This window comes from Bradyrhizobium sp. LB13.1 (assembly GCF_054056815.1).
The window spans coordinates 1,056,189-1,083,035 of record NZ_JBSRYQ010000001.1 but is presented as its reverse complement, the minus strand read 5'-3'; the positions used below and the strand labels follow the sequence as shown (position 1 = coordinate 1,083,035).

The following is a 26,847-nucleotide window of genomic DNA, read 5'->3' as shown; positions in this document are numbered from 1 at the left end:
CTGCAGCGCAGCGCTACGCGCCGCACTGCGTCCGGGCACGAGAGCCTACTTCACCAGCTCACACCCGCCCTCCGCCAGCTGGCCGAAACGCCTGCTCCGCGGGAATCGTCGAGACCAGCTTGTAATAGTCGTACGGATATTTCGACTCCTCCGGCTTCTTCACCTCGAACAGATACATCGGATGCACGACGCGGCCGTCCTGGCGGATCGTGGTGTCGCCGAACAGCTTGTCCTTGCCCTTGAACTTCTTCATCTCGGGCACAGCGTCCTTGGCACTGTCGCTGCCGGTCGCGGCGACCGCATTGAGATAAGCGAGCGTGGACGCATAGACGCCGGCCTGGTTGCCGCTCGGCATCTTGCCGTTCATGCCGGGCCGGGCGGCGAACCGCTTGGCGAAGGCGCGGGTGTCGTCGTTCATGTCCCAATAGAAGGCTTCCATGAGCTGAAGGCCCTGCGCGACCTTGATACCCATGCCATGGACGTCGTTGATGAAGAGCAGGAAGGCGACCAGTTTTTGTCCGCCCTGCTGTATCCCGAACTCGGCGGCCTGCTTCACCGCGTTAATGGTGTCGCCGCCGGCATTGGCGAGCCCGATCACCTCCGCCTTCGAGCCCTGCGCCTGCAACAGGAAGGACGCGAAATCGGAGGTGCCGAGCGGATGCTTGCTGGAGCCCAACACCTTGCCGCCATGCGCCTCGATGTATTTCTGGGCTTCCGCTTCGATGCCCTTGCCGAGCGCGTAATCGACCGTGAGTAAATACCAGTTCTTGCCGCCGCGCGACATCATCGCGGCCGCTGTCGTATTGCCGGTGGCCCAGGCGTCGTTGACCCATTGGATGGTGTTGGGCGAGCAGGCCTTGCCGGTGAGATCGGAGCTCGCAGTGGACGACGCCAGGAACGTCATGCGGCTGTCGCGCAGCAGCGTGTTGATGGAGAGACCAACGGCCGAGTTCGGCACGTCGACGATGGCGTCGACACCCTCGACATCGAGCCATTTGCGCGCGATGGCGTTGCCGACATCGGCCTTGTTCTGGTGATCGGCATAGACGATCTCGACCTTGATGCCTTTGCCGCCGCCGTTGAAATCCTCGGCAGCCATGCGCGCGGCCTCGACCGAACCCATGCCGTTTGTGTCCTGGAAGATGCCGGAGATGTCGTTGAGCACGCCGACGCGCACGACATTGTCCGAGATCTCGGCATTTGCCGCGCCGCCGATCAAGCTCGCGACCAGCGCAAGCGTCCACTTCAAGTTCTTCATTATTCCCTCCCCTGTCGTATTTATTGTTTTCGATGCCAGTCGCGTCAGGCCGGCGTGATGGTCACAGGCAGGCTGTCGAGCCCGCGCAGCGTGTTGTTGAAACGACGCTGTGGCTCGCCGGTGATCTCGATCTTTGCGATCCGGCGGGCCAACGCCGCGAGCATTGTCTCGCCTTCGAGCCGCGCGACCAGCTGGCCGACGCACATGTGAATACCTGAGCCATAGCCAACATGGCCGGAGGTGCGGCGGGTGATGTCGTAGCTGTCGGGCTTGTCCCAGCGCCGCGGATCGCGATTGGCGGCAGCCAGGAACCATCAACACCTTCTCGCCCTCACCGATGGTCGCGCCTGACAGTTCGACCTCGCGCGTTGTTGTGCGGAAGAAGGTCTGCACCGGGCTTTCAAAACGAACGGCCTCCTCGAAAGCGTTGCGCGCCAGCGTGAAATCGTTGCGCAGGCGCTGCCACTGCTCAGGGAAGCGCGCGAGACAGTAGACCGCTGCCCCGATGCCGTTGACCGTGGTGTCGAGGCCGGCCGACAAGAGCGAGCGCACCAGCAGCGGCGCTTCGGTGGCGGTGATGGCATCCTCGTCGACATGGGCGTGGATGCAGGCGCCGATGCCGCCGGGTGTGAGATTGTCGCGCTGGCACTGCTCGGTGACGTAGGCCTGGTGCGGCGCCGAGCGCGCGATCGCCTCCTTGCGCAACTGGTTCGGCGGGCCGAAGGCGTTGAACACCAGGCTCGCATAGGGAATGAGATTCTCGCGGCCCTCAGGCTTCAGCCCGAGCGCATCCGGGAAGATCGACAACGGATAGGCTTCGGCGAGGTCCGCGATGGCATCGAAGCTGCGTTTCTCCAGCAGCGCGTCCACACGCGCTTCCGCTGCCGCGGCAAAGCGGTCGCGGAGCCCCTTCATTACCGTCGGCGACAGCACCTTTGAGAGCACGGCACGGGTGCGGGTGTGCTCGGGAGGATCGGCCTCGAGGATCAGGCTGGGCGGCCGCCACGGCGTCTCCTTCTTGAAATCGGAGAGACCGACACCGCGGCTGGAGCAGAACGTCGCGGGATCATTCAGCACGGCATGAACCTCGGCATAGCGCGCTACGCCGTAGAGTTTCCATTTGTCGAGATAAACGACCGGACCTGTCTCTCGCAGCAATTCATGCGTCGGATAAGGATCGGCGAAAAAATCCATGTCGAAGGGATCGACGTCGAGATGCGGGACGGCCGATACGGCAGAGCCGGGTGCACTCATTGAAGTCCTCCCTCATTTTGATCTTGTGAAAGGGCCGCGCTTACCTTTAGGTCTCCGGACCACGCCGCGAGACAGAATCCCGATATGCCGCCGTCTTCGACCAGAGCCCGCCAAAAACCTGCGCCCGCGGAGACGGGGCCGACGCTCGATCTCGATCGCTACGTCCCGGCGTTCATCACCTTCATCGCCAACAAGCTCTCGAATAGCGCCACCGCGTTCTATCAGCGGCAGTTCGGCGTCAACGTCACGGAATGGCGGATCATGTCGTTGCTGGCGATCGAGCCCGGCATTCCCGCTTCGCGAATCTGCCACGTCATTGGTTTCGACAAGGGCCCGGTGAGCCGGACGCTGGCGGGCCTGGAAAAGCGGGGGCTGGTGTCGATCCGCACCGACCCCAACGACGGGCGCACCCATTCGATCTCGCTGACGGCGAAGGGCCGCGCCACCCATGACAAGGTGATCGTCGCGGCATTCGAGCGCGAGCGACGCCTGTTGTCTTGTCTGGGCAAGGACGAGCGCGAGGTGCTGATCGACCTGTTGCGCCGCCTGCACGAGAATCTCGGCACGGTAACCGGCGGCACCGAGACCTGACGCGCCGCGCAGCGGGCGCGGACCCCTGTCACGTCCAGGCATGCGCCGGCACTCGCCCGCGGCACCCTCTCTGCCGAGCATTGCTCCCTCCGAGATCAGACGCGGCGGTTGCTCCCGCCATCATCCTTGTCCGGAACGGTTCGCACAAGTTAGTTGCTTAGGCAACAAAAGAATTCGGCAAAGATATTGCGGCAGAATCGCTGGCGTAATTGGGCTTGCCCAACTCTCGTGTTCCGGACGCGCTGCAGCGTGAAACGCTGCTGCGCAGCGCCGAGATCCATGCGACGGCGCGCACTAAGCGAGATAGGCCCCGGCTCTGCAGCGCATCACTGCGTGCTGCGCTGCGTCCGGGGCACGGGCCCAAACAACTGCTACGGACCAATCCACTCCCCCGGCGCATCGACGTTCAACCGCGCCAGCGCCTTGGCGCGCAGCGTCAGCACGGCGCGCTGATTGATGTAGCCCTTGTCCGTGATCTCGCCGCCGTCCACCGACGGCGGCTCGGCGAGCAGCAGTGCGCGTGTGGCGTGGCCGGAGGAATTGGCCCCCTGCTGCCTCAGTTTCGCGAGACCCCGCGCGATCGCCGCTCTGACCTTGTCATGCGCGAGCACGTCGCTCGCACCTGCCGTCTCGGGCAAACCCGCGTGAACGCGGCAGGCGGCGATATTCGGGAACACCAGGAAGCGCACCTCGTCGCCGCCATGACCGGTGACGACGATGTCCTGCGCGAGCGGCGCCAGCGCGGCGATGCCGGCGACGCGCAGCGTGCCGACATTGACCCAGGTGCCGGAATTGAGCTTGAAGTCCTCCGCGACGCGGCCGTCGAAGAACAGGCCGCGCTGGGGCCGCCCGGCGTCGGCGAACTTCACGGCGTCACCGATGAGATAAAAACCCTCTTCGTCGAACGCCTGCCTGGTCAGCTCCGGCGCCTTCCAATAGCCCGGCGTGACGTTGGGGCCGCGCACGCGCACCTCCAGCTTGTCGCCGGAGGTGACGAGCTTCAATTCGGTGCCGGGGATGGGCACGCCGATATTGCCCGAGCGCTCCGCGAGGAAATGGCAGTCGGTCGCCAGCGGCGACGTCTCGGTCGAGCCCCACGCCGAGACCATCGGTATCGCGCGGCCAACGGTCTTGACGGAGAGCTCCTCGATCGCGTCCCAGAGATTCTGCGGCAGCGCGGCACCGGCGTAGAACGCGAATTTCACCTCGCCGAAGAAGCGGCGGCACAGCGCCTCGTCGCCGCGCAGCGCCGCGATCAGCATGTCAAAGCCGCGCGGCACGTTGAAATAGACCGTCGGCATCACGCTTTTCAAATTGGCGAGTGACGTCGCAAAGAGGCCCGGCGCAGGCTTGCCGCCGTCGATATAGAGCGAGCCGCCATTGCGCAGCACGAGATTGAAATTGTGGTTGGCGCCGAACGTGTGGCTCCAGGGCAGCCAGTCGAGAATGACGAGATCGCTGCCAGCTTGCTCGAGAAAGGTCCAGGTCTGCGCCTTGGCCTGCTGGCTGGAAGTCAGCATGCGCTGGGTGTTGATCACGGCTTTCGGCGTACCGGTCGAGCCCGAGGTGAACAGCAATTTTGCGATCGTATCGGGCGTCACCGCGGCAAAGGCCGTTGCGACCTCGGGGCTCTCGGGCGTTGCCGCGATGGTGCCGAAGGCCAGCGCATCGATATCGTCTGCATTGCCGCTGATGATCTGCGCACGATGCAGCGGCTTGATCGCGGCCATCGCCGCCGCAAACGGCTTCACTGCTGAGACATAGATCGCGGCGGGCTCAAGCAGTGTGATCATGCTCTTGAGCTTGTCAAAGTCCGACATCAGCGAATAGGCTGGCGAGATCGCCGCCGAGGGCACGCCGACATGCTGGGCCGCGAGTGCCAGCAGCGCATGATCGATGCTGTTGTCGGAGAGGATCGCTAGCGGATGCTCTGGGCTGAGACCCGCGCCAAAATCCAGGACGCCGCAGCACGCACCTGGCGCAGCGCCTGCGCATAGGTGACGGTGGTCCATGGCGCTTCGGCACTGCTGCGCTCTGCGAGGAAAATCGCATCAGGCCTCTGCCGCGCCCATTGCTCCAGCCAGTCGCCGATGCAGCGCGCGCCATTGCGCAAGGGGTCGGGCGAGCGCAGCACGATGCTGCCGTCGGCGCGATGCTCGGCAACGGTTTTGGGCGTCGCGAACAGGCTCGAAGCATCACCGCGTGGGGCGGCTGTCATGGTTTCCTCCTCGCCCGGAAGCCGGGATCGGCCGCAGCCTCGTCGCGGGCCGCGTTGACCATAATGTTGGGCGTGGCAATTGTTGTCGTCAACAACAATCTTCCGCTGGCACGGCGAAGGCGCTACAACAATGGCCCGGCAGGAGACCCGACGTGACAACCACCGCAGCCCAGACTTTCCCACGCAAGCGTGCGGCCAACGGCGCAACGCCGCGGAACGACGCGGACGAAATCGGCCTCGATGCACTGGTCGGCCACGCCGGTTATGCGGTGCGGCGCTTCCAGATCTGGATTTTCCAGGACTTCGTCAAAACGCTCGGCAATGTCGATATCCGGCCGACGCAATATTCGGTGCTGACAGTGATCGGCGCCAATCCCGGCCTTTCGCAGATGGCGGTGGCCAAGCGCCTCGGCATCGAGCGCGCGCGGCTTGTGCATCTGCTCGACAGCCTCGAACAGCGCAGGCTCGTGAAGCGGGTCAGATCGAAGACCGACCGGCGCTCCCATGCCCTGCACCTCACCGCGCAAGGCGAGACGGCGCTGGCGAAATTCAAGCGCCTCGCCGCGGAGCACGAGCGGCATGTCGAGGACAGGATCGGCAAGGAGAACCGGGGGCGGCTGCTGCGGATCCTCGCTGACTTCACCTGACCCAGACTGCCCACTATTTATGCAAATGCCCCCCGGCAGGGCGCTGGCACGACGGCCACCCGACCCTCGAAATATCCCCCAAGCCACTGATCCCCCGATAATATCCGGAGCACTCGTCCTGCCCGGATCGTGTACACAATGGCACATCGCTTGCTTCGATCCGGGTGAAGAGCCGTAGCCGGAGTTTTGTCGCCATGAGGGCTGGAATGGGGGCTGAGCAGCCTGAAACGATCGCCGCGATTGTGGCCGCGCATCGCGCGGGCACGCTCACGCCGGCGCAGACGGTCGCACGCACCTATCAGCGCATCCGCGACCACAACGATCCGGCCGTGTTCATCAGCCTGCGCGACGAAAAGGACGCGATCACGGAGGCCGAGAAGCTCGCCACGAAGGACGCCGCCAGCCTGCCGCTCTATGGCGTGCCGGTCGTGGTAAAGGACAATATCGACGCGCTGGGATTTCCGACCACCGCGGCCTGCCCGGCCTTCTCGTATACGCCGATGCATGATTCGACCGCGGTGCAACGGCTGCGCGCCGCCGGCGCCATCATCATCGGCAAGACCAATCTCGACCAGTTCGCGACCGGCCTCGTCGGCGTACGCTCCCCTCATGGCATTCCTCGCAATTCGATCCGCGATGATCTCATTCCCGGCGGATCGAGCTCGGGCTCGGCCACCGCCGTCGGCGCCGGGCTGGTGCCGCTGTCACTGGGAACTGACACCGCCGGCTCCGGACGCGTGCCGGCGATGCTCAACAACATCGTCGGGCTGAAGCCGAGCCTCGGCATGATCTCGACCGCTGGCCTGGTGCCGGCCTGCCGGACGCTCGACTGCATCTCGGTGTTCGCACTGACCGTGGACGACGCCGCGTTGGCGCTCTCCGTGATGACTGGCCCCGACCAGGCCGATCCGTTCTCGCGCGATCGGCGGCTGGGCGCGATCACGCCGCTCCCGGCAAACCTGCGTCTCGGCGTGCCGCGCAACGGACAGCTGATCTTTTTCGGCGACAAGAAGGCGGAAGCGGCCTTTAGCGATGCGCTGAAGCGCTGGACCGCGCTTGGCGCAGCGCTCGTCGAGTTCGACCTCGAGCCGTTCTACGAGATCGGCGCGGCTGCTCTACGAGGGACCGTGGGTCGCCGAGCGCTATCTCGTGATCCGCGACCTGCTGGCGTCCGCGCCGGATGCGATCCATCCGGTGACGCGCGAGATCACCGTGGCCGGCGCGCGGCTGACGGCGGCGGAAACCTTCTCCGCGCTCTACCGCTTGCAGGGCCTGCGCAAGATCGCCGAGCGCACCTTCACGAACATCGACGCGCTGGTGCTGCCGACGGCACCGACGGTCTATACGACCGCTCAGGTGCTGGCCAATCCGGTCGAGCTCAACAGCCGGCTCGGTACCTACACCAATTTCGTGAATCTGCTCGACCTCTGCGGCCTCGCGGTGCCGGCAGCGATGCGTGACGACGGCATTCCATTCGGCATCACGCTGCTTGCGCCGGCCGGACATGACGCGCTGCTCGCGAGCATCGGCCGCGTGTTTCACGCGGCTACGGAGCTGACGCTTGGCGCAAGGGGCGTGGCGCAGTCTGCGCTCGCGCCGCTTGCCGCGACCAGCGTCGATGGAATTCCGATCGCCGTCGTCGGCGCGCATCTGTCAGGCATGGCGCTGAACGGCGAGCTGAAAGCGCTGAACGGCCACCTGATCGAGACGACCAGGACCGCGGCTGACTACAAGCTCTACGCATTGAAGACCACGCCGCCGAAGCCGGGCATGCTGCGCGTCGAAGCCGGCAAGGGCGCGTCGATCGAGCTGGAGATATGGTCGCTGTCGTCGTCCGCTTTCGGCAAGTTCGTCAACGCGATCCCCGCGCCGATGGCGATCGGCACGGTGCGGCTGGCCGACGGCCGCAACGTGAAGGGGTTTCTCGTCGAGCCGGAAGTGCTGGGCGACGCCCGCGACATTACGGCCTATGGCGGTTGGCGAAAGTATATGGCGGAGAAGGCGACGGGATAGGTGCATCTCCTCATGGTGAGGAGGCGCGCAGGCGCCGTCTCGAACCATGAAGGCCACGCGGCTGCATCTCGGCTTTTCATCCTTCGAGACGCGGCCTTCGGCCGCTCCTCAGGATGAGGAGATCACACCGACACCGCGTAGATCTCGTACTCCCCGCGCACCAGCTCGATATGCGCGCGCATCGCGGCGGCGGCGCCCTGCTTGTCGCCGCGCATGATGGCGACGACGACGCGGTCGTGCTCGGCTTGGGATTTGGCGAGACGTCCAAGGTTGCGGAACTGGGCGCGGCGGAACGGCTGCACGCGGACGCGCGTCGCCAGCGTGATCTCGGCGATGTAGCCGTTCTGCGATCCCGCATAGATCGCGTTGTGGAAGCGCTCGTTGACCTCGTGGAAACGATCGGGATTGCCGGTGTAGCTCAAGACCCGCAGCTCTTCGTGGATGGCCTCCAGGCCGTGGCGCTCGACGGCAGACATGCGCTCGGCCGCGAGACCTGCACAGAGCGCCTCCAGCTCCGCCATCGCCTCGAACATGCTTGTCAGCCGTTCGAATGAAGGCTGCGCCACGACCGCGCCGCGATGAGCACGCGCTTCGACGAGGCCGCTTGCCACGAGCTGGCGCAGTGCTTCCCGCACCGGCGTGCGCGAAACGCTGAAGCGGCGCGCGATGTCGGTTTCGTCAAGCGGCGCGCCGGGGGCAAGGGCTCCGCGCACGATCTCGTCGGCGAGCTGCAGGCGCAGCTCCTCGGCGCGCGTGACCTTCTGCACCGAAGGCGACGCCCGGTCGACGCGCGGCACCACCGGCTCGGCCGGCAGTGTTCCCTGCGGAAGGTCGTCAAGCGTCATACGATCAGGTCTCTTTCGACTCGTCGATGATGCTGACATGGGCGGCGGCGACGCGCCAGCCCTCCGGGAATTTTACCCAGGTCTGCATCTGCCGGCCGACCTTACCCGGCATCGTGTCGCGATAGAACAGGGTGGAGGCGACCGCGGTGTCGCGCCCATAGCTGGTGATCACGGTTTTCGCAGTGCGGCGGTTGAGGCCGACCGGCGAGCGCCCGGCTCGAAAACCGGAGATCGCCTCATAGCCGTAGAGGTTCTCGCCGATGCCATAGCGCAGCGTGCGGGGATCGTTGCGGAAGAGCTCGCCGAGCACGGCGACGTCGTTAGTGATCAGCGCCTGCTCGTAGCGGTCGAACGCGGCTTTGACTTCCGCGATCACGTCGGGGAGATCGATCTCCATCTCAAAATCCTTTTGGGCTGGGCGCGGCGACGACGCCCATCTTCTCCAACGCGTAGGCAACGCGCAGCGCGATGTCCTCGCGCCAGGGCGCGGCGATGATCTGCACGCCGATCGGCAGCGGCTCGAGCGGCACCGGCACCGCGACGACCGGCAGACCGATGAACGAGATCGGCTGGGTGTGGATACCGATATTGGCGCGCACCGGCAGCTCAACGCCGCCAAGGCTGAAATTGACCTGGCCGAGCTTTGGCGCGGTGCAAGGCGTCGCGGGGGCGAGCAACACGTCGACGGACTTGAAGACCTCGGCGAGTTGCGCGCGATACCAGCGACGGAATTTCTGGGCGCGGTCGACCAGCGGCGCCGGCACCATGGCGCCCGCGATCAACCGGTCGCGCACGGCTGGATCGAAATCGTTCGGCCGCTTGCGCAGGCGATCGAGATGCAGCGAGGCGCCTTCGGTGGTGCTGATGACATAGGCCGCGGCACGGGCGCGCGCGGCTTCGGGCACGTCCACCACGCGCGTTGCGCCCAGCGCCTTGGCGACGCGACCGATAGCCTCGACGGCTTCCGGAAACAGATTCTGCTGGAAGTACCCGCCGGCGATCGCAATGCGCAGATCCGAAACCGGATTGGCGAGCAGCGGCAGCGTCGGCTCTATCCCGCGCGTCGTGCAGGCGGCATCGTCGGCATCCGGGCCCTGCATCGCGTCGTAGGCGAGCGCGAGATCGGTGGCCGAGCGCGCGAACGGGCCGAGATGATCGAGGCTCGCGACGAACGGAAACGAGCGCGCGCGCGAGAGCCGGCCATAGGTCGGCTTCAGGCCAAAGATGCCGCAGAAGGAGGACGGCCACGCGGATCGAACCGTTGGTATCAGAGCCGAGCGCGATCGGCACCAGCGCGCCGCCGACAGCGCTGCCCGAGCCGCCGGAGGAGCCGCCGCTCATTCGCGTGGTGTCATGCGGATTGCGCGAGGGACCGTGATGGACATTCTCGCCGGTGAAGTCATAGGCGTATTCGCCCATGTTGAGCGCACCGACCAGCACGGCGCCGGCGGCCTCCATGCGCTCGATCAGCGTGGCATCGCGCGTGGCGGGCACGCGGTCTCGGTTGATCTTCGAGCCTGCGCGTGTGGCGAGGCCCGCGACGTCGAACAGGTTCTTCACCGCGAAGGGCACGCCGGCGAGCGGGCCGACGGACTTGCCAGCGGCGATATCGGCGTCGATCGCGCGCGCTTTGGCACGGGCGCGATCGGCGGTGATGTCGGTGAACGCATTGAGGATGGTGTCGTGCTGCTTGATGCGCGCAAGCGCTGCTTCGGTCGCATCGAGCGCCGACATTTTGCGGCCCGCAACCGCGCTCGCGATATCGGAAGCTGTCATCTCTGGCTTGGTCGTCATGGCGGCGTCAGACGGTGAACACGGGCGCCGGCTCGGTCTCGTCCGGCAGCGCGAATTCGTCGACGAGGCGGCCGAGCCGCAACGAGACTTCGAGGTTGGCGCGAATGGCCGGTCGCCAAGCGTCCTCGACCGGCAATGCCAGCGCCTGCGATACGGCGTCGATGTAATCGTCCAGCGGTTCGGCCATCACGCTCCCAAACAATCAATGCAACGGCAACGGCGGATGCGGGATCGCCGTCAGCAGCTCCTTGGTGTAATCGTCCTGCGGATCGCTCAAAACTCTGTCGGAAGAGCCTTCTTCGACGATTCGACCCGACCGCATGACAATGACACGATCGCACAACAAGCGCACCACATTCAAATCATGCGAGACGAACAGATAGCTCATACCTAGCCGTGCCTTGAGGTCCTGAAGCAGATTGAGCACCACGGCTTGCACCGAGACGTCGAGCGCCGCGGTCGGCTCATCCAGAATGACGAGCTTTGGGTGCAGGGCGATGGCGCGGGCAATGCCGACGCGGGCCTTCTGGCCGCCCGACAATTGATGCGGGAAGCGATCGAGCAGATTGAGCGGCAGGCCCACCATGGTGGCCAGTTCCTCGCAGCGGGTGCGCAGCGCATCGCGCCCCCTGATGTCGCCGAGCTGCATGATGGGGTCGATGATGGCGCGTGCGGCGGTAAAGCGCGGGTTGAGGCTGTCGGTCGGATCCTGGAACACCATCTGGATACGGCTGCGTTGCGGCAGCCGGGCAAATCCCGCCGGCGCAATGCCGCCGATGTCCTCGCCGTCGAACTGGATCAGGCCCGAGGTCGGGTCCAAGAGCCGCATCACCATCATCGACGTGGTCGATTTGCCGCAGCCGGACTCGCCGACCAGGCCGACGCTCTCGCCATGACCGATGGAAAAGCTGATGCCGTCGACCGCGCGGAACACATCCGGCTCGACCGGCGGCTTGCGGCCGAACAATTTGCCGAGCGTCGCGGTCGCGCCCTGGCGAGGATATTCCTTGACCAGCTTTTCGATGAGGAGAAGAGGCTGGTCGCTCTTCCTGGCCTCGTCTTGCCACGCCTGGTGGATGGCCGGGTCAGGCGCGGCCAGAACAGCTGAGCCCTCCTCCTCCGGCAACAGATCCCGCAAGCTCACGCCGAGCCGAGGCGTCGCGCGCATCAGCTTCTTCGTGTAGGGGTGCTGCGGATTGGCGAAAATGTCGGCGGCCTTTGCGGTCTCGACCACCCGGCCCTTCTCCATCACCACGACGCGGTCGCAATAGGCTGCCGCAAGGCCGAGATCGTGGGTGATCAGGATGGTGGACATCGCCTTGCGCTTAGTCAGCTCGACGATCAGGTCCATCACCGCCTTCTGCGTGGTGACGTCCAATCCAGTCGTCGGTTCGTCCGCGATCAAAAGCTGTGGATTGCAGGCGAGCGCGAGCGCGATGACGACGCGCTGGCACATCCCGCCGGACAGCTCGAATGGATAGGCGTGATAGCGCTCGCGCGGGCGGGCGATCTTGACCTGCTCCAGCGCCTCGATCGCCTTTTCTCCGCGGTCCGAGACCATGGCCTGCCGCACATGGGTGCGCAGCACGTCCTCGATCTGATCGCCCACTTTCCGGATCGGATTGAGCGCGGCGCGCGGGTTCTGGAAGATCATCGAGACTTCGCGGCCGCGCAGGTCGCGCATCTGGTCTTCGGTCGCGGCCTTGACGTCGATCCCGGAGAACATCACCGAGCCCTCGGCGATCCGCCCCGCGCGGTCGAGGATGCGCATCACCGCATACGACGTCACCGATTTGCCGGAGCCGGACTCGCCGACGATGGCAAGCGTCTCGCCCTTGGCGACGGAGATGTTGACGTGCTGCACCGCCTTGACGATGCCGCGGCGGGTGTTGAATTCGACCGTGAGGTCCTGGACGTCGAGCAGGGGCCGGGCGGTCAAGGGTGCCTCCCAAACAAAAGCGTCGAAAACAACCCCATGCACAGTAAAATGGGATTGATTTCATTGGAGAATTTTGAGCGGAAATTTGCGCGTACTCCAGCCATCACGTCCTCCGCTGGGGGTCGACGATGTCGCGCAGGCCGTCGCCGAGGAGGTTGAAGCAGAACACGGCGACCATCAGCGCGAGGCCGGGGAACAGCGCGATCCACCATTCGCCGGAGACCATGAAGCCCGCGCCTTCGGCGACCATGATGCCCCATTCCGCCGTCGGCGGACGCACGCCGAGGCCGATGAAGGACAGGCCGGCGGCATTGAGGATGGCGTAGCCCATGGTCAGCGACATCTGCACGATCATGATCGGCATGATGTTGGGCAGAATATGCACGAGAAGAATACGGAATTCACCGTTGCCGGAGAGACGCGCCGCCTGAACGAAGCCGACATTGCGGCGCACATTGGCTTCGGCGCGCGCGACCCGGGCATAGAGCGGGAAGTTCACGATCGCGGTCGCCAAAATGATGTTCTGCACTGTGTTGCCGAGCGCCGCGACGATGCCCATGGCGAGCACGAACAGCGGAAAGGCCATGATGGTGTCGGCGATGCGGCCGACGATACGGTCGGTCCAGCCGCCGAAATAGCCGGCGGCGATGCCGGCGAGCCCGCCCATCAAAAACACCAGCACGACGGAGGCCACCGCGATGAACGCGTCGAGCCGCGTCGCCACGACGACCCGGCTGAAGATGTCGCGACCAAGCTGGTCGGTGCCGAACCAGTGCGCAGCCGAGGGCGGCTTCAACGACGCGGCGGTGTCGGACGCCAGCGGATCATACGGCACCACATAGGGACCGAAGACCGCGGCAAGGAGGATCACGATCAGCAGCGCGAAGGCAAAGCCCGTAACCTTGTTCTCGCCAAGCACGTAGCGGGTCTGGTCGAGCAGCGCGACGAACCCTGAGGTCCGCGCGGGACCGACAGGTTCAACAGCAGGCGCAACGGTGCTCATGATTAGCCCTCCAAGCGCACGCGCGGATCGATCACGCCATAGAGAATGTCGATCACGAGATTGAGCAGCACGTACATCACCGCCATGGTCAGCACGAAACCCTGCACCGGCGCGAAGTCCGACGAGATCAGCGCCTCGACCGCATAGGAGCCGATGCCTGGCCAGGCGAACACTTTCTCCACCAGCACGTTGGCGCCGAGCAGGAACGAGAACACCATGCTCAGCGTGGTGATGACCGGAAGCATCGCGTTGCGGAAGGCATAGGTGACGATGACGGTTGCCGGGGACAGGCCGCTGGCGCGCGCGGTGCGCACGAACTCGGACGACAGCACCGCCAGCATCGAGGCGCGCGTCATGCGCGCGATTGGCGCCAGCGAGAAGATCGCAAGCGTCGTCGCCGGCAGGATCAGCTGGCTGCATGCCGAGCGGAACGCCTCGAAGTCTCGCGCGATCAAGGTGTCGATCAGATAGAAGCCTGTGACCGTCGGCGGCGCGCTGTAGAACACATCGAGCCGGCCGAGCGGCGCGGGCGACCAGCCGAGCCGGAAATAGAAGACATAGACCAGCACGAGGCCGGTGAAGAACACTGGCAGCGAGACGCCGGCCGTCGTCGTCACGCGACAGAGATGGTCGACCCACGATCCCGGCCGCGTCGCCGCCAGCACGCCGAGTGGAATCGCGATGACGACCGAGACGATGAGGCCGAGCAGCGTCAACTCGGCGGAGGCCGGCAGGCGGTTGCGGATCTCGGCCGCGACCGGCTGGCCCGTCGTGAGCGAATTGCCGAAATCGCCATGGGCGAGATCGTTGGTGTAGCGGAAGAACTGCTCGATCAGCGGCTTGTCGAGGCCGAGTTTTTTCCGGATCTGCTCCACGGCTTCCTTCGTTGCGGCGGGCCCAGCGAAATACGCGGCGGGATCGCCCGGCAGCGCGCGGGTCAGCAGGAAGGTGACGATGACGACCCCGATCAGCGAGGGAATCGCGAACATCAGGCGCTTGCCGATCATGGTCAGCATGAGGTGCTCCTCGTGCGCTGCGCTTGTGAGGACGCTCGCGCCGCACGCTCCGCTGCGTTCCCTCCCCCCTTGTGGGGGAGGGCTGGGGAGGGGGGTGGCTCCGGGAGAGATCGGAGTTCGTGGCTACCCCTCTCCCCAACCCTCCCCCACAAGGGGGGAGGGAGCCTGAAGAGCGTGCTCACCTCATTCCGAAGGACAGCGCCCGCCATGACCCCTCACCCCTTCGCCATCGCGCGGTAATCCAGGCGGCGGTGGAACCAGTATTGGTAGCCGCTGATGTTCTTCTGCATCGCGACGTTGACGAAGGGCTGGTACAGCGGGATGCGCGGGATGTCGCTGTAGGCGAGATCGACAAAGCCCTTCACGTCGGTGTCGTAGGTCGCCGTGTCGCCGACAGCTGCCGCATTGCGCGCGCCGTCGATGAGCTTGTCCATCTCCGCCGACTTGTAGCTCATGGTGTTGAAGACGGAATTGTTGCCGTGATAGCACCAGTAGAAGAAGTACTCGGGGTAATCGAGCCAGCCCGAGAACACGTTGGTGAAGAGCGGCATCTCCTTCTTGTTCAATTCGGTGCGCCAGTTGGCGCCGGGCACCTTGTTGATGGTGGTCTTGATGCCGATCTGGGCCAGACTCTCCTGCACCAGCACGCAGAGCGGCTCGTTGACGCCGGCGAAATTCAAATCGAACGAGATCGTGGTCTCGAAGCCATTGGCATAGCCGGCTTCAGCGAGCAGCGCCTTCGCCTTGTCCATGTCGGTGTTGTATTTGTGCGGCTGCGGCCAGGCGACTTCGGTCGGCTTGTCCTTCGGCGCGCCGAACATCGGGTTCGCGAGCCCGAACATCACCGCGTCCATGATCTTCTGATAGGGAATCGCGTAGGCGACCGCCTGACGTACCTTGGGATTGTCGAACGGCGGCTTGGTGACGTTCATGCCGATATACTGGATGCCGTTGGAGAACGGCAGCGACACCACGTTGAGCTTGCCGCTCGCCTTCATCTCCTGAAAGTCCTTGAACGGCAGCTCGTAGGAGATGTCGGCGTCGCCGCGCTCGAGCAACGCCCGGCGGTTGCCGGCCTGCGGCACCATGCGCCAGATCACGCGCTTGATCTTCGGCAAGGGGCCGCCGACCCAATCCTCGTTGCGCTCCATCACCACTTCGGTGCCGGCGGTCCACTTCGTTACCTTGTAGGCGCCCGAGCCCGCGGTCTGCTGCTTCGTGTACTCAAGACCCCAGGGGTCTTTTTCGCTGGCGTTCTTCTTCACCAGTTCGGAGTTGATGATGCAGGGCACGATCACCGCGAGATCGGGGATCGTCAGCTTGTCCTTCTTCAGGAAGTCGACGCGCACCGTGTAGTCGTCGATCACGACAAACTGCTCGGGTTTCGTCAGCGAGCCCGCGCTCATCTGGAAGGTCGGAAAGCCGCCGACGCTGACGGCGCGGTCAAGCGACCATTTGACGTCCTTGGCGGTCACAGGCGCGCCATCGTGGAATTTGGCGTTCTTCTTCAGCGTGAAGGTGACCGACATGTCGTCGATCTTGAAATCTTCGGCGAGCTCACCCCTAAACTTGTCGCGGTCGTAATAGGGCACGCCGCCGGGGCCGCTCTTCATCTCGTGGCTGATCAGGCGGTCGTAGCAATTCCAGGACACTTCATAGCCGGGCACGTTGGTGCCGACGCCGTGGATGTCGAGATTGTTGGGGCCACCTTCCGAGACGATCAGCAGCGTCTCCGACCGCGCATCGGCCTGGGCGGACGAGATCACCGACGGCATGGCCGGAAGCGCCGCACCAGCGGCCAATCCGGAAACGGACTTGAGGAAATCGCGGCGCTTCATGAAACGGCTCCAACTCAAAAGTTTTTGGTTGGAACTGGATTCGCAAGGTTCGTGCCAAGGCTTAACGAGACGCTAGTCAATCAATAAGATGTTGTTAGTACGTGATAATATAGCTTTTCGGCCCGGCAGCCGCTGATCAAGATGCCAAGGCATTGCATACAAAGAGGCGTATTTGCACATAAAATAGACTGCCGTACTCCGCGCTCAACTCGTGGGCGTCATCCCGGCCAGATCAGATCCTGCAACTCGACAAGATCGTTCGCCTTATCCTGCCAGCCCTCGATGCAGATGTGGCTGTTGAGGTCGCTGGCGCGGTGGAGGAGCATCAGCGCCATCAGCCGGCGCTTGAGCGCGAAATCGAGCTTTGCATAACCAAAGCCTTCGAGCAGGTTGCGCACCCTCCCCGGCCGGCCCGCCGCCATGAACGCACTGGGGCCGAGCAAATCGTAATCGCGCCATCCCGCGAGCACGTCGCCGAAGTCGAACAGGCCGGCGAGCGACCATTGATCGTCGCGGCAGGCGAGCAAGAAGTTCTCTGGAATGTATTCGCCGATCAGGATCACCGGCGGCGCGTCCATCGGAATGAGTTTTGGCGCGTCGCGCAGGAGATCGTCGAGGCCGGCGAGGAATTTCGGCGCAAGGCCGAGACGCGTGTGCCGCGCCTTGCAGCCCAGCATCTGGGCGCGCATGAAGTGGTCCCAGCGCGGCTGGATTTGCGCGAGCGGGCCGAGCGGCGCGCGCTGCACGGACGCAATGGTCTCGCCGATCTGACGCAGCACGCGCTCCTTCTGCGCTTCGGCTAATTGCGGCCAGACCTCCGAGCCGAGCGTGCCGGCAAGGCGCGTGATGATCAGATAAGGCCAGTCGTCGCGCTCGCCTTCCGCGACGATCTCGGGAATCGGCAAATGTAGACGGCCGGCAAGCTGCGTCAGCGAGCCGCGCTCTGAGACGAATTGCGCGCGAAGCAGCGGCGGGAAGATTTTCAGGATCAGCCGGTCACTGAGGCCGACGACGAGATTGGTGCCGGTCGCAAACACATGCGGCGCGCTGACATCGACACCGTGACTGCGCACGATGTCGAGCGCGATCGGCAGCCATCGCGAGGAAGCGGAGCGCCAGGCGCGAAAGCTTTCTGCGTCGGCGAAGTGAGGTAGCGTCATCGACATCGCAACTTTAATAGCATTTCAAACAATCCCCGGGGGCCCATCCTTCGAGACGCCCGCTTTGGCGGGCTCCTCAGGATGAGGGCGGAGTGCGCGGCAGCAATTTCAACGGGCACCGATGCCGCTTGAGCCTCATCCTGAGGAGACCGCTAGAAGCGGTCGTCTCGAAGGACGAGGCGCGCGCTCGGATCGCCGCTACCTATCCGGGCTGGCGCGCTCGAACTGGCGCAGCAGCTTGTTGCCGCGTTCGACCGCGGAATCGAGCGCTCCTTGGGCGCTCTTGCGGCCGGCAAAGGCCTGCTCCAGCTCGTCCTCGATCGCGCCGCGGATCAGCACGAAGGAGCCGAGCCGGATGCCCTTCGAATTCTCCGTCGGGGGATGCAGCGTGATCTCCTCGAACGAGATCGCCGACCCCGGATTGCGCTCGTAAAAACCTTGCGCGCGCGTCAGCTCGAAGGCGGCGCGGGTGATCGGCAGATAGCCGGTGTTCTGGTGCCAGGCGGCCTGAACGCCGGGCTGCGACAGATAGGCGAAGAACCGCGCCACACCCTTGTATTCCTCGCGCGGGCGATCGCGCAGCACCCACAGCGTAGCGCCGCCGATGATCGAGTTCTGCGGCGCGCCTTTCACGTCGAGCCAATACGGCATCATGCCGTAGCCGATCTCGAATTTCGAATTCGCCTTGATGTCGGCCCGCGTCGCCGAGGAGCCGATGAAGATGCCGCATTCGCCGTTCTGGAAGCGCGGCTCGGCCGACTGGCCGCGGCCGCTATAGTCAAACACCTTGGTCTTCTGCCATTCGGCGAGCTGGGCGACGTGGTTCACGAGAGGCGCATTATTGATGGTCAACTCCGCATCGAGCGCGGCAAAGCCGTTGGCCCGCGTCGCCAGCGGCAGATTGTGAAACGCCGAAAAGTTCTCGACATGGATCCAGGACGGCCAGGACGTGGTGAAGCCACACACCGCGCCGCGATCGCGCAGACGTTTTGCAGCAGCGCCAAGCTCCGGCCAGGTCTTCGGCGGCGTCTCCGGATCGAGGCCCGCGTCGCGGAACATGGTCTTGTTGTAATAGAGGATCGGCGTCGACGAATTGAACGGGAAAGACAAGAGATTGCCGGCCGCATCGGTGTAGTAGCCGGAGACGGCGGGAAGGTAATCGCCGAGCGAGAACGGCTCGTTCATGTCCCGCATCAGGCTGAACACGGGATAGATCGCGCCCTTGGCCGCGGTCATGGTGGCGGTGGCGACCTCGTTGACCTGGACGATCGCGGGCTGGCTGCGCGAGCGGAAGGCGAAGATCGCTGCCGTCACCGTCTCGGTGTAATTGCCCTTGTAAGTCGGCACGACGCGATAATCCGGCTGCGAGGCGTTGAAATCGGAGGCGAGCTTCTCGAGCTGCCGGCCGAGCTCGCCGGACATGGCGTGCCACCACGCGATGTCGGTGACGGCACGCACCGGCGTGGCCAATGAAAGAGCCGCAAAGGCGGCGACGATCTGCAAAAGGCGCGATGCTGAAGTCACGATGGCTCTTCCCGTGCCGCACGACGAAAGGCGGCTGTCCCTGCTTAAGGCGGAGCATTTGCGGTTTCAACCGGGAATGCGCGCCGGCCGTGCCGCACAATCACGCCGCGGGCCCCCACGGGATGGCCTTCCCTTGACCATCTGCTAGATTGCATTGAACCTTTTGCTTCCGCCATAGACTCCACCACTGAGGGGTTGAGTGTGCCAGTGTTGAACCGTGCCGAACGCTCGCGGACCGGGGTGGTTTTCGTCGCGCTTGTGATCGCCATCTGCGCGACGAGCGCCGTTGCGCGTGAATTCCGCGCGGCCGACACCCAGACCGAGGATTATCCGACTGTGCAGGCGCTGCGCTACATGGGCGCCCTGATCGCCGAGCGCAGCGACGGCCGGCACGAGATCCTGTTCCGGTCCATCGAGCACATGCAGAAGGTGCTGGACGGCCCTATCGGCAGCGAGACACTCGGCAGTTTCGAGCCCTGCGGCCTGGTCGGCCTCGCCCTCTGCGATTCCGGCGCGCGGTCGATCTACAACGGCCTCGGCCCGGTGAAGAGCGTGGTCTACGCGAGGACCGTCGACGATCCCGCCGCGACTGCGCTGATCGAACGCATTCGCAAGGTGGAGTAAGGCCTCTTGCCCGGGCTTGGACAGAGCGAGCACGCAGACAGGCCGCCCGGCCCGATCGGGCGGCTGCGCGCGCGGCTCCTCGGTGCGCTCCGGGCGGTGCCGATCCGCTGGCGCATCCTGTCGATCGCGGCGCTGAATTCCGCCGTGGTGGTGGTGCTGGTCGCGCTGATCTGGAACGGCTCGCAGGTGCTCGGCTCGGCCTGGGACGACGTGCGCCAGGTGCGCGAGTCCGACCGGATTCTGGCGCTGCTCGAAAGCGAGACCGGGCGGCTGCACAATCTGATCCACCGCTACATCAACCAGCCGAGCCCGGATCTGTTCGCCGAGATCCTGCTGCTGCGCGAGGCCGGTGCTGGGTACGCTCACCAACCGCGCCGCCAACGACCCGATGCTGTCGGGCTCGGTCGAGGAGCTGGAGCGTACCACCGACCGCTTTCTCAACGGCTTTGGCGAACTGCGCAGCGTGCAGGTCACCATCGCCAGGACCTACGAGGATCAGGTGCAGGGACCCGCCAGGGACATGGCCGGCCTCTACTCCATCATCGAAGGCGCCACCGGCCATCGCGACGCGCTGATCTGGCCGTCGCTCGGCAAGTCGCGCGAGGCCTTCACCGCGATGCTGGTCGCGGCCAATTCCTACTATCTGTCGCTGTCACCGGCCGCAGCCGACGAGGCGCGGCGCAACACCGAGACGATCGAGACAACCATCCCGGTCATGATCGATCTCGCCGACAACGATCTCCAGCGCATGGCGCTGCAAAAGCTCGGGGCCCGCACCGCCGCGCTGCGCGAGGGCTTTGCAAAGCTCTCCGAACAGCTCACGAGCCGCACCGAGCTGCTGCGCAACACCATCGACGCCAACCAGGCCGAGGCGATCGGCGCCATCGACGACCTCTCCACCAAGATGCGCCAGCGCGAGCAGAAGGCGCAGGAGACGTTCGACCGGACGCTCGCGGACATTTCGCGGCGTGTTCTTTCCATCGCCGTGATCTTCCTCGGCATCATCCTCACCGCCGGCGTGCTGATCGCGCTGTCGATCCGGCTGCCGCTGCAGCAGATCATGGCCGCGATGCGCGCGATTACGCTCGGCGACCTCGGCCGCGAGGTGCAGGGCACGCGCGCGCGCGACGAAGTCGGCGCCATGGCGCGCGCGGTGGAAGTGTTCCGCGAAAACGCGATTGCCAAGCGCGAGACCGAGGACGAGCTGCGCGCGTCCAAGGAGAAGGCCGAGAGCGCGCTGCTCGAGCTCAACACCGCGCAGCAGAATCTGATCGATGCCGAGCGGCTCGCAGCCCTCGGCGGCCTCGTCGCCGGCGTCGCCCACGAGGTCAACAACCCCATCGGCATCAGCCTGACGGTCGCGTCCAGCTTTGCCCGGCGCACCGAGATCTTCGAGGCCCAGCTCAAGGGCGAAGGCGGCCTGCGCCGCTCGCAGCTCGAAGAATTCGTGCAGTCCTCGCGCGACGCCTCGCAGCAGCTGGTCGCCAACCTGCAGCGCGCCGGCGAACTGATCCAGTCGTTCAAGCAGGTCGCGGTCGACCGCTCCCATGCCGAGCGGCGGCAATTCTCCTTGAGCGAAGCCACCGACCAGATCATTGCGAGCCTGCGGCCGGTGCTGAAGCGGTCGCCGATCACGCTCCATGTCGACATGCCCGAGGGGCTGCTGCTCGACGGTTATCCCGGCTCCTACGGCCAGATCCTGACCAACCTCTTCCTCAACACCGCCAACCACGCCTTTGCCGACGGCCGTGCCGGCACGATCACCATCTCGGCGCGGCCGCGCGGGGCGGACGACGTCGAGATCATCTTCACCGATGACGGGGCCGGCATGACCTCCGACGTGCAGCGCCAGGCCTTTGACCCATTTTTTACCACAAGGCGCAATGAAGGTGGGACGGGACTCGGGCTCCATATCGTCTATAACCTCGTCACCCAGCAGCTCGGCGGTCGGATGATGCTGGAATCCAAGCTGGGACAAGGCACTACATTTCGCATTATCATGCCCCGGGTCGCCAGGGGCGGCGCGCAAAGCACAGAGACTGACGGGACTTCTCAATGGCCGAACCGGACGATGTCCTCCACCTGATCGACGACACCGGTACCGCGTCGGAGGATGTTGACGCCCGGAAATGGAAGATCGCCGTCATCGACGACGATCAGGCCGTGCATGACGGCACCCGCTTCGCGCTGTCGGACTACAGTCTCAACGGCCAGGGCCTGGAGATCCTCTCTGCCCATTCCGCGGCGGAAGGTCGCAAGCTGATGGCCGCGCACAGCGACATCGCCGCCGTGCTGCTCGACGTCATCATGGAAACGGACGTCGCCGGCCTCGACCTGGTCGAGTACATCCGCAACGAGCTCAAGAACGAGACCGTGCGCATCATCCTGCGCACCGGGCAGCCCGGCCAGGCGCCCGAGCGGCGCGTGATCGTGCAGTACGACATCAACGACTACAAGGCCAAGACCGAGCTCACCGCCGACAAGCTGTTCACCTCGCTGACCGCGGCGCTGCGCTCCTACCAGCAGCTCGAGCGCATGCTGCAGACCCGGCGCGGGCTCGAGATCATCATCGACGCCGCCTCGACGCTGTACGATTTCAAGTCGATGCAGCGGCTCGCCGAGGGCGTGCTGACCCAGCTCGCCTCGCTGCTCAATGTCGATTGCGCCGGTATACTGGTTTTGCGCGACAATGGCGGCGTCGATCCCGAGCTCTCGGTGCTCGCCGGCAGCGGCTGCTACAGCCGCTTCATCGGCATGACAACGTCGAAGGCGCTCGACCCCGAGCTGCGCCAGATGGTGGAGGACGCGTTCCAGCGCCGCAAGAACGAGTTCGCCGACCACCGCAGCGTGATCTATTTGCGCACCGGAAGCGGCCGCGAGGTCGTTGTGCTGCTCCAGGCCGAGCGCGAGCTGTCGGAGACCGACCGCTCGTTGGTCGAGATCTTCTCCAGCCGGCTCTCGATCGCCTTCGACAACGTCATCCTCTACCAGCAGCTCCAGGCCGCCAACACCCAGCTGGAAGACCGCGTCGCCCAGCGCACCCGCGCGCTGATGCAGGCCAACCGCCGCCTCTCGGCGCAATGGCTGCGGCTGCAGCGCGCCAACGGCTTCAAGAACGAGATTCTCGGCACCGTCGCGCATGATCTGAAGAACCCGCTCGGCGTCATCCTCGGCCGCACCGAGATGCTGAAAGAGCTGATCTCGACCGGCGCGTCGTCGAGCGGCGTGGTCGCCCAGGTCGATCACATCCGCGATGCGACGAAGCGCCTGACCACGATGGTCGACCATCTGATCTCGGACGCGATGGCCGATGCCTTCGACATCACCATCCGCCGCGAGCCGGTCGATGTCGCGGCCCTGGTCAAGGAGGTCGCCGAGGCCAACCAGCCGCTCGCGGTCAACAAGCAGCAGGCGATCAGCGTCATCGCGCCGGCCAACATCGTCACCATGTGCGACACCGACCGCATCCGCGAGGCGATCGACAATCTCATCAGCAACGCGATCAAATACTCACCGATCGGCGGCAAGATCGACGTCGCCGTCAGCCATGAGGGCGGCGACACCATCGTCCGCGTCAGCGACGAGGGCGCCGGCCTGTCGCCGGAGGATCTCGGCCGCCTGTTCGGCCGGTTCCAGCGACTGTCCGCAAAACCGACCGCCGGCGAGAGCTCGACGGGGCTTGGGTTGTCCATCGTCAAGCGTATTATCGACATGCATGGCGGCGAAGTGACCGCCGAGAGCGAGGGCCCCGGCAAGGGCTCGACCTTCACCATCACCCTCCCCGCGACAGAAATCCCGTGATTTCAAGACCATGACCCAAAGCCAGCACATCATGATCGTGGACGACGAGGCCCCGGCCCGGGAGATGGTCGGCGATTACCTCAAGATGCACGGCTTCACCGTGACGCTGTGCGACGGCGGCAAGTCGTTGCGCACCGCGATCGACGGCAGCATGCCCGACCTCGTCGTGCTCGACCTCAACATGCCCGAGGAAGACGGGCTCTCGATCATCCGCGACCTCAAGAGCCGCATCAACGTGCCGGTGATCATGCTCACCGCGACGGCGAGCCCGATCGACCGTGTCGTCGGCCTCGAGCTCGGCGCCGACGATTACGTAGCAAAGCCGTGCGAGCTGCGAGAGCTGATGGCGCGGATCCGCTCGGTGCTGCGCCGGAGCACGCCGGTGAAAGCCGTGGCGGCGGAAGCGGCGGCTGCGAAATCCGACAAGGAGCAATTGGTACGGTTCGGGACAAAGTGGCTCGATCTTGAAGCACAGGCCTTGCGCGACGACGAGGGCAACGAGCATCCGTTGACCGCATCCGAGTTCGGGCTGTTGAAGGTGTTCGCGGCCAACCCGAAGCGCGTGCTGTCGCGCGAGCGCCTGCTGGAATTGGCCAACGCGCGTGACGCCGAAGCCTTCGACCGCGCCGTCGATCTGCGCATCATGCGCATCCGTCGCAAGATCGAGCCCGATCCGACAAAACCCGCCGTGATCCGCACCATCCGCGGCGGCGGCTATTTGTTCTCGCCGGTCGGGGAGAAGGCTTGAGTGTCGTCCTCGCGAAAGCCAGGACGACATCGGGGTTGAGGCGACAGCGAACGCAAAAGCCCGAAATACGTTCCCGGCGCCGCCGACCCCCCACCCCGTATTTTCCGTATATTGAAATTCCACGCCTTTTTGCCTCGAATGTTTCGTCGCACCCTATCCGACGAAACAATTTGGCTGCGCACGAAACCATTTTCCTCTTTTCGTGCAGACGTCCCGAAACGTTGGCTCATTAACACTTTGCTCGAAGGAAACGCCGCTCGGTTGCGGCGCTACGGGGAGCCAAGTCAATGCCGAACGTCATCGCCATCAACGCCCAAGCCAGCCAGAGCATCATCGCCGCTCAGGCGACCTCGGACGACATGCTTCTCGAAAGCATTGCCGACGGCAACCGTACGTCCATGCACATCCTTTATTGCCGTCACAGTGTGCGCGTCTACCGCTTCATCCTGCGGATCGTGCGGGACGCCACCACGGCGGAAGACCTCGTCAGCCAGGTGTTTCTGGATGTGTGGCGGACCGCCGGCCAATTCCAGGGCCGCTCGCAGGTCTCGACCTGGCTGCTCTCGATCGCCCGCTTCAAGGCGCTCACCGCGATGCGCCAGCGGCGCTTCGAGGACATCGACCAGGAAGACGTGCGCCAGATCGCCGATGGTTGCGACACGCCCGAGACCTCGCTCGACCGCAGCGATACCAGCGCCATCCTGCGCGCCTGCGTTCAGAAACTGTCACCCGCGCATCGCGAAATCATCAACCTCGTCTACTACCATGAGAAGTCGGTGGAGGAGGTCGGTCAGATCATCGGCATCCCGCAGAGCACGGTGAAGACCCGCATGTTCTACGCCCGCAAGCAACTGGCCGAGTTGCTTAAGGGCGCCGGCGTCGAGCGCTTCGCTGCCTAAAGATGAATTATTTCAAAGAGATAGGGTTTTACGATGGTCCTATCCCGGACACGGAAGTGTTACCGCGGACGAAACAATTGAAACAAAGCACAACATCAGGCGGAAAAACTTCCCTCCTATAAAGATCACATACGGTTTCGTTAAACCTCCCAAGACCTCCAACGACCCGGCCGGGATGCCCCCCTCCGGGTCGTTTTGTATTTTGGGGGTCTGTGGGGCCAACCACGGGCTCCCGCCTCTCCCGCTTGCCGGAATCGCTTGCGGGAGAGGGGGCACACCGCCGATGCGGCCACGGCTTCCCCGTCACGAACGTGTGACGCCGCGTAACGTCCGCCCCATCCCGCCCGAACTCCTCTCGTGACCCCCATCACGAGTGCCCCATGCTCGAACTCACCTTCGCCCTCCTTGCCGGCGTCCTCACCATCGCCGCGCCCTGCACGCTGCCGATGCTGCCGATCCTGCTCGGCGCCTCGATCGGGCGCGCGGGACATTTGCGGCCGGCGATGATCGCGCTCGGCTTCGTCATCTCGTTCTCGGCGACCGCGCTGCTGCTCGGTGCAATCACGCGGCTGTTCGATTTCGATCCGAACGTGCTGCGCGAGGCGGCATCGATCCTGCTGCTCGGCTTCGGTCTGTTGATGCTGTGGCCGGCGCCGTTCGAATGGCTGTCGATCCGGCTCAATGGCTGGCTCGATCTCGGCAATTCCAACGCTACGCAGCGCGAGGGCGCGCTCGGCGGGCTCTTGCTCGGCACCACGCTTGGCCTGGTCTGGACGCCCTGCGCGGGCCCGGTGCTCGGCTCGATCCTGACGCTGGTCGCGACCGCGAAGAATTTTGGCTGGGCCGGCACGTTGCTGGTGGCCTACGCGATCGGCACGGCGATTCCGATGCTGGCGATCGCCTATGGCGGACAGGCCGCGACTACGCGGGTGCGCAGCCTCGCCCGCATCTCGCCTCGGCTTCAGCAGGGCTTTGGCGTCGTGGTGATCGGCTTCGCCCTCGCCGCCTATTTCCAATACGACACGCTGATCGTGGCGTGGCTCACCGGCTTTTATCCCACCGGCCAGATCGGCCTGTGATCATCCCTCATCTTCACCGGAGGACGTATCCATGACTTTCAAACTGCTCGCGGTCTCCGCCGCACTGATCGGCATCGCTGTGACCGGCGCCGTCATCCCCGGCATCTGCGACGAGGCTGCGCGCGCCGTGCCTGTCGTCACCGCTGCCGCCAGCCAAGATACCGCGCCCGACTTCGCCGGCATCAACAACTGGTTCAACTCGAAGCCGCTGAACATTGCCGATCTCCGCGGCAAGGTCGTGCTGGTGGACTTCTGGACCTATGGCTGCGTCAACTGCGTCAACACGCTGCCGCACGTCACCGAACTCTATGCGAAATACAAGGACAAGGGCCTCGTCGTGGTCGGCGTGCACACGCCGGAATTCCCGTTCGAGCGCTCGGCCTCCAACGTCCAGGCCGCACTGAAGCGCCACGGCATCACCTATCCGGTGGCGCAGGACAATGATTCCAAGACCTGGAACGCCTACCGCAACCGATATTGGCCGGCGCAATACGTCATCGACCAGAACGGCAAGATCGTGTTCCAGCACGAGGGCGAAGGCCGCTACGACGAGATTGATCGCACCGTCGGCAGGCTGCTGAACGCCAATAGCTGAT

Annotated in this window: 17 protein-coding genes and 6 pseudogenes; 10 read left to right on the top strand and 13 right to left on the bottom strand. The window is 64.8% G+C overall.

Annotated elements, in window-relative coordinates; translation table 11 throughout:
- Window positions 1–58 precede the first annotated feature (58 nt).
- Both ACVWYI_RS05035 and ACVWYI_RS05030 read right to left on the bottom strand, forming a co-directional pair.
- Window positions 59–1,123 carry an ABC transporter substrate-binding protein gene (locus tag ACVWYI_RS05035; RefSeq protein WP_456664480.1) on the bottom strand — a complete coding sequence of 355 codons (1,065 nt, stop codon included), beginning with the start codon at window positions 1,121–1,123 and terminating at the stop codon, window positions 59–61.
- Window positions 1,124–1,302: 179 nt separating this feature from the next.
- Window positions 1,303–2,512, bottom strand: a pseudogene (locus ACVWYI_RS05030) (cytochrome P450).
- A gap of 84 nt (window positions 2,513–2,596) precedes the next feature.
- Here ACVWYI_RS05030 and ACVWYI_RS05025 point away from each other — a divergent pair.
- The gene (locus ACVWYI_RS05025) at window positions 2,597–3,103 is read left to right on the top strand and encodes a MarR family winged helix-turn-helix transcriptional regulator (protein ID WP_456661389.1); all 507 of its coding nucleotides are present in this window, start codon (window positions 2,597–2,599) and stop codon (window positions 3,101–3,103) included.
- 371 nt (window positions 3,104–3,474) lie between these two features.
- On the opposite strand, the pseudogene ACVWYI_RS05020 reads toward ACVWYI_RS05025, so the two are convergent.
- A pseudogene (locus ACVWYI_RS05020) lies at window positions 3,475–5,321 on the bottom strand (feruloyl-CoA synthase).
- 152 nt (window positions 5,322–5,473) lie between these two features.
- Here ACVWYI_RS05020 and ACVWYI_RS05015 point away from each other — a divergent pair.
- Both ACVWYI_RS05015 and atzF read left to right on the top strand, forming a co-directional pair.
- Window positions 5,474–5,968, top strand: coding sequence for a MarR family winged helix-turn-helix transcriptional regulator (locus ACVWYI_RS05015; protein WP_456661388.1), 495 nt, complete (start codon window positions 5,474–5,476; stop codon window positions 5,966–5,968).
- Window positions 5,969–6,174: 206 nt separating this feature from the next.
- Window positions 6,175–7,981 (top strand): annotated as a pseudogene (gene atzF, locus ACVWYI_RS05010) (allophanate hydrolase).
- A 122-nt stretch (window positions 7,982–8,103) separates the two neighbouring features.
- Here atzF and ACVWYI_RS05005 read toward each other — a convergent pair.
- From ACVWYI_RS05005 to ugpB, 10 genes and pseudogenes are all read right to left on the bottom strand, one after another.
- Window positions 8,104–8,826 carry a GntR family transcriptional regulator gene (locus ACVWYI_RS05005; protein ID WP_456661387.1) on the bottom strand — a complete coding sequence of 241 codons (723 nt, stop codon included), beginning with the start codon at window positions 8,824–8,826 and terminating at the stop codon, window positions 8,104–8,106.
- A gap of 4 nt (window positions 8,827–8,830) precedes the next feature.
- The gene (hpxZ, locus tag ACVWYI_RS05000) at window positions 8,831–9,223 is read right to left on the bottom strand and encodes an oxalurate catabolism protein HpxZ (protein ID WP_456661386.1); all 393 of its coding nucleotides are present in this window, start codon (window positions 9,221–9,223) and stop codon (window positions 8,831–8,833) included.
- 1 nt (window position 9,224) lies between these two features.
- A pseudogene (locus tag ACVWYI_RS04995) lies at window positions 9,225–10,620 on the bottom strand (AtzE family amidohydrolase).
- Window positions 10,621–10,627: 7 nt separating this feature from the next.
- The gene (locus tag ACVWYI_RS04990) at window positions 10,628–10,807 is read right to left on the bottom strand and encodes a DUF4089 domain-containing protein (RefSeq protein ID WP_247339199.1); all 180 of its coding nucleotides are present in this window, start codon (window positions 10,805–10,807) and stop codon (window positions 10,628–10,630) included.
- A gap of 15 nt (window positions 10,808–10,822) precedes the next feature.
- A complete protein-coding gene (locus ACVWYI_RS04985; protein ID WP_456661385.1) occupies window positions 10,823–12,559 on the bottom strand; it encodes a dipeptide ABC transporter ATP-binding protein in 1,737 nt (578 codons plus the stop codon).
- A gap of 103 nt (window positions 12,560–12,662) precedes the next feature.
- Entirely contained in the window at window positions 12,663–13,562 is a 900-nt protein-coding gene (locus tag ACVWYI_RS04980; RefSeq protein WP_456661384.1) for an ABC transporter permease, read from the bottom strand.
- Window positions 13,563–13,564: 2 nt separating this feature from the next.
- Window positions 13,565–14,578: an ABC transporter permease gene (locus ACVWYI_RS04975; protein WP_018456013.1), complete on the bottom strand. Its 1,014-nt coding sequence runs from the start codon at window positions 14,576–14,578 to the stop codon at window positions 13,565–13,567.
- Window positions 14,579–14,793: 215 nt separating this feature from the next.
- On the bottom strand, window positions 14,794–16,416 hold the full coding sequence (locus ACVWYI_RS04970; protein ID WP_456661383.1) for an ABC transporter substrate-binding protein: 1,623 nt from the start codon (window positions 16,414–16,416) through the stop codon (window positions 14,794–14,796).
- 218 nt (window positions 16,417–16,634) lie between these two features.
- The gene (locus tag ACVWYI_RS04965; RefSeq protein WP_456661382.1) at window positions 16,635–17,582 is read right to left on the bottom strand and encodes an aminoglycoside phosphotransferase family protein; all 948 of its coding nucleotides are present in this window, start codon (window positions 17,580–17,582) and stop codon (window positions 16,635–16,637) included.
- A gap of 192 nt (window positions 17,583–17,774) precedes the next feature.
- Complete coding sequence (ugpB, locus tag ACVWYI_RS04960) at window positions 17,775–19,100, bottom strand: sn-glycerol-3-phosphate ABC transporter substrate-binding protein UgpB (protein ID WP_456661381.1); 1,326 nt, start codon at window positions 19,098–19,100, stop codon at window positions 17,775–17,777.
- A 201-nt stretch (window positions 19,101–19,301) separates the two neighbouring features.
- Here ugpB and ACVWYI_RS04955 point away from each other — a divergent pair.
- The 7 genes and pseudogenes from ACVWYI_RS04955 to ACVWYI_RS04925 form a co-directional block, all read left to right on the top strand.
- A pseudogene (locus ACVWYI_RS04955) lies at window positions 19,302–19,667 on the top strand (TRAP transporter substrate-binding protein); the annotation flags it as partial.
- A gap of 111 nt (window positions 19,668–19,778) precedes the next feature.
- A pseudogene (locus ACVWYI_RS04950) lies at window positions 19,779–21,810 on the top strand (ATP-binding protein).
- On the top strand, window positions 21,780–23,525 hold the full coding sequence (locus ACVWYI_RS04945) for an ATP-binding response regulator (protein ID WP_456661380.1): 1,746 nt from the start codon (window positions 21,780–21,782) through the stop codon (window positions 23,523–23,525). Before ACVWYI_RS04950 ends, ACVWYI_RS04945 begins: the two are co-directional and overlap by 31 nt.
- Window positions 23,526–23,535: 10 nt before the next feature.
- Window positions 23,536–24,273: a response regulator gene (locus ACVWYI_RS04940; protein ID WP_247351854.1), complete on the top strand. Its 738-nt coding sequence runs from the start codon at window positions 23,536–23,538 to the stop codon at window positions 24,271–24,273.
- A gap of 287 nt (window positions 24,274–24,560) precedes the next feature.
- Window positions 24,561–25,172 (top strand): sigma-70 family RNA polymerase sigma factor, encoded by a 612-nt coding sequence (locus tag ACVWYI_RS04935; RefSeq protein ID WP_247351852.1) that lies wholly within the window; start codon window positions 24,561–24,563, stop codon window positions 25,170–25,172.
- Between the two features lie 380 nt (window positions 25,173–25,552).
- Window positions 25,553–26,251: a cytochrome c biogenesis CcdA family protein gene (locus ACVWYI_RS04930; RefSeq protein ID WP_456661379.1), complete on the top strand. Its 699-nt coding sequence runs from the start codon at window positions 25,553–25,555 to the stop codon at window positions 26,249–26,251.
- A 31-nt stretch (window positions 26,252–26,282) separates the two neighbouring features.
- Window positions 26,283–26,846: a redoxin domain-containing protein gene (locus ACVWYI_RS04925; protein ID WP_456661378.1), complete on the top strand. Its 564-nt coding sequence runs from the start codon at window positions 26,283–26,285 to the stop codon at window positions 26,844–26,846.
- The last annotated feature ends 1 nt before the right edge of the window (window position 26,847 follow it).

Excerpts from the sequence above, each read along its gene's own strand:
- ACVWYI_RS05005 (WP_456661387.1), bottom strand. The coding sequence starts at position 8,826 with ATGACGCTTGACGACCTTCCGCAGGGAACACTGCCGGCCGAGCCGGTG.
- ACVWYI_RS05025 (WP_456661389.1), top strand. The coding sequence starts at position 2,597 with ATGCCGCCGTCTTCGACCAGAGCCCGCCAAAAACCTGCGCCCGCGGAG.
- ACVWYI_RS04925 (WP_456661378.1), top strand. The coding sequence starts at position 26,283 with ATGACTTTCAAACTGCTCGCGGTCTCCGCCGCACTGATCGGCATCGCT.
- ACVWYI_RS04965 (WP_456661382.1), bottom strand. The coding sequence starts at position 17,582 with ATGTCGATGACGCTACCTCACTTCGCCGACGCAGAAAGCTTTCGCGCC.
- ACVWYI_RS04945 (WP_456661380.1), top strand. The coding sequence starts at position 21,780 with ATGGCCGAACCGGACGATGTCCTCCACCTGATCGACGACACCGGTACC.
- ACVWYI_RS04935 (WP_247351852.1), top strand. The coding sequence starts at position 24,561 with ATGCCGAACGTCATCGCCATCAACGCCCAAGCCAGCCAGAGCATCATC.
- ACVWYI_RS04970 (WP_456661383.1), bottom strand. The coding sequence starts at position 16,416 with ATGAAGCGCCGCGATTTCCTCAAGTCCGTTTCCGGATTGGCCGCTGGT.
- ACVWYI_RS05035 (WP_456664480.1), bottom strand. The coding sequence starts at position 1,123 with ATGGGTTCGGTCGAGGCCGCGCGCATGGCTGCCGAGGATTTCAACGGC.
- ACVWYI_RS04980 (WP_456661384.1), bottom strand. The coding sequence starts at position 13,562 with ATGAGCACCGTTGCGCCTGCTGTTGAACCTGTCGGTCCCGCGCGGACC.
- ACVWYI_RS04940 (WP_247351854.1), top strand. The coding sequence starts at position 23,536 with ATGACCCAAAGCCAGCACATCATGATCGTGGACGACGAGGCCCCGGCC.
- ACVWYI_RS04990 (WP_247339199.1), bottom strand. The coding sequence starts at position 10,807 with ATGGCCGAACCGCTGGACGATTACATCGACGCCGTATCGCAGGCGCTG.
- hpxZ (WP_456661386.1), bottom strand. The coding sequence starts at position 9,223 with ATGGAGATCGATCTCCCCGACGTGATCGCGGAAGTCAAAGCCGCGTTC.
- ACVWYI_RS04975 (WP_018456013.1), bottom strand. The coding sequence starts at position 14,578 with ATGCTGACCATGATCGGCAAGCGCCTGATGTTCGCGATTCCCTCGCTG.
- ACVWYI_RS04930 (WP_456661379.1), top strand. The coding sequence starts at position 25,553 with ATGCTCGAACTCACCTTCGCCCTCCTTGCCGGCGTCCTCACCATCGCC.